Origin of the sequence: Halomonas sp. (assembly GCF_041689495.1) — a bacterium.
In the GTDB taxonomy this organism is placed as follows: Bacteria; Pseudomonadota; Gammaproteobacteria; order Pseudomonadales; family Halomonadaceae; genus Halomonas.
The window spans coordinates 1-2,705 of sequence record NZ_JBDNGD010000444.1 but is presented as its reverse complement, the minus strand read 5'-3'; the positions used below and the strand labels follow the sequence as shown (position 1 = coordinate 2,705).

Genomic DNA, 2,705 nt, shown 5'->3' with positions numbered 1-2,705 from the left:
GTTGATTCTGGTGTAGAAGATTGAATCACAAACGATTTTCAGCCGCTTTTTTCATGCTTGGTGCAATATCCGGGCTAGGCCTCTGACAAATCTCCAATGATCTCCTACGTTTAAGCCTGACGGATTCGAGCGGGTTGCCGGCGCTGGCCACCCGCCACCCGTCCCCCCCCTTGGACGCGTGACCAGGGGCCGTCGTTGAGGAGCCTATGAATCAATACGCCACAGCGTCGATCGCCGAGTATTGGGCCGTTGGTTTCTTCATTCTCGCCGTCGTCGCCCTGTGCGCCCTGATGATGGGCGTCTCCAGCCTACTGGGCGGGCGCAGCCGGGGGCCTAGCAAGGCGCTCCCTTTCGAGAGCGGTATCGTCGGCGCCGGCAGCGCCCGTCAGCGCTTCTCCATCCAGTTCTACCTGGTCGCGATGCTCTTCGTGATCTTCGATATTGAAGCCATGTTCCTGTTTGCCTGGGCCGTGTCGGTGCGCGAGGTAGGCTGGAGCGGCTTTTGGGGTGCGGCGGTGTTCATCGCCATACTTCTCGCCGGGCTAGTTTATGACCGCCGTGCTGGTGCGCTCGATTGGGCACCGCAAGGCAGTGATCGGCTGCATCGAGGAAGCGTGCCACTGAGCGTCAAGAGCAGAAAGCCGCCGCCACAAGCGCAGTGAAGTACTCACAGGCAATCCTTATTGGTTTTCAGTTTGGAGGCACGTCATGGCATACACCCTGACCCGGGTTGAAGATGCGCTAGCGGCAGAAAACGCACGCTATCCCTTAGGTGAGCGTCAGCGCGTCGAAGACCCAATGAAGCAGCAGGTGCACCGCAGCGTGTTCACCGGCAAGCTTGAAGAAGTGCTCCACTCGACGGTCAACTGGGGGCGCAAGAACTCCTTGTGGCCGTATAACTTCGGGCTGTCCTGCTGCTATGTGGAGATGACCACGGCATTTACCTCGCCCCACGATATCGCTCGCTTCGGCGCCGAGGTCATCCGTGCTTCTCCGCGCCAGGCAGACTTCATGGTCATTGCCGGCACCTGTTTCGTGAAGATGGCGCCGGTTATTCAGCAGCTCTACGACCAAATGCTCGAGCCCAAGTGGGTGATCTCGATGGGCTCCTGCGCTAACTCTGGTGGCATGTACGACATTTACTCGGTGGTCCAGGGGGTCGACAAGTTCCTGCCGGTGGATGTTTACGTGCCCGGCTGCCCGCCGCGCCCGGAGGCCTTTCTGCAAGGGCTGCAGCTACTGCAAGACTCCATTCAAGAGGAGCGTCGGCCGTTATCCTGGGTGGTTGGCGACCAGGGCGTTTACCGAGCCGAGATGCCGTCCCAGCGTGAGAAGCATCGCGACCGGCGTATTCAGGTGACAGAGCTGCGCGCACCCGACAGCGTTTAACCCAAGAACCTGCCAGATATTCTTACTGCACCTCAGAGCGAGAGGGACCCTGCCAAGATGAGCATTGTTGAAACCGATACCAGCGCGGCGGCTGCTCCCGATCACCGGGCCAGTTCCCTTGTGACTCTTCTGCGAGAGCAGTTCGGTGATCAGGTGCTGTGCGAGCAGGCCACCATGACGGGCATGCCGGTATTGTGGGTGAGCCGGAGTGCGCTGGTTGAGGTTCTCGCTACGCTGCGCCGGCTCCCCGAGCCGTTCGAGATGCTGTTTGATCTGTCGGCCATCGACGAACGCCTGCGCAGTCATCGGCATGGCCTGCCGGAGGCCGACTTCACAGTGTTCTATCAGCTGCTGTCTGTCTCGGGAAATCGCGACATTATGCTCAAGGTGGCGCTTTTTGAACACGATCTTTCATTGCCCACGGTGATTCCTGTCTACCCCAACGCTAACTGGTACGAGCGCGAAGTCTGGGACATGTTTGGCATTCACTTTGAAGGGCACCCTAACCTGTTTCGCATTCTGATGCCGTCCACCTGGCAGGGCCATCCGCTGCGCAAGGATCATCATGCCAGAGCCACGGAGTTCGATCCTTATACCCTGACGGTGGAGAGCCAGGAAAGCGAGCAACAGGCGCTGCAATTTAAGCCTGAAGATTGGGGCATGCAGCGCCAGAGCGATACGACTGACTTCATGTTTCTCAATCTGGGACCTAACCATCCCTCCGCTCACGGTGCGTTTCGCCTTGTATTGCAGCTCGACGGCGAAGAGATCATCGATTGTGTGCCGGATATCGGCTATCACCATCGCGGTGCGGAAAAGATGGCCGAGCGCCAGTCCTGGCACAGCTTCATTCCCTACACCGACCGTATCGATTACGTGGGCGGCGTAATGAACAATCTGCCATACGTGCTGGCGGTGGAGAAGCTCGCCGGCATACAGGTGAACGCGCGTATCCAAACGATTCGGGTAATGATGGCGGAGCTGTTTCGCATTACCAGCCATTTGCTATTCCTGGGCACCTATCTGCAGGATCTCGGCGCCATGTCGCCGGTCTTCTATGCTTTTACCGATCGCCAGAAGGGCTACGACGTCATCGAAGCGATCACCGGTTTTCGCATGCACCCGGCCTGGTTTCGCATTGGCGGCGTGATGCAGGACCTGCCGAAAGGCTGGGACAGGCTCATGCAGGGCTTCGTCGACTGGATGCCCGCCCGACTGAGGGAATACGAGCGGGCGATGATGGAAAACTCGCTGGTTCGTGATCGCACCAAACACATCGCGGCCTTCGATACCGCGAACGCCTTAGCCTGGGGCGT

3 protein-coding genes are annotated in these 2,705 nt (G+C 58.9%); all 3 read left to right on the top strand.

From position 1 onward, the window contains the following. Positions 1 to 206: 206 nt before the first annotated feature. Positions 207 to 662 (top strand): NADH-quinone oxidoreductase subunit A, encoded by a 456-nt coding sequence (locus tag ACESMD_RS13735; RefSeq protein WP_372614088.1) that lies wholly within the window; start codon positions 207 to 209, stop codon positions 660 to 662. Positions 663 to 708: 46 nt separating this feature from the next. After that, the gene (locus tag ACESMD_RS13730) at positions 709 to 1,389 is read left to right on the top strand and encodes an NADH-quinone oxidoreductase subunit B (protein WP_372614086.1); all 681 of its coding nucleotides are present in this window, start codon (positions 709 to 711) and stop codon (positions 1,387 to 1,389) included. Positions 1,390 to 1,446: 57 nt separating this feature from the next. Beyond that, positions 1,447 to 2,705, top strand: a 1,259-nt coding sequence (locus tag ACESMD_RS13725; RefSeq protein WP_372614084.1) for an NADH-quinone oxidoreductase subunit C, incomplete at its 3' end; no start/stop codon positions are given.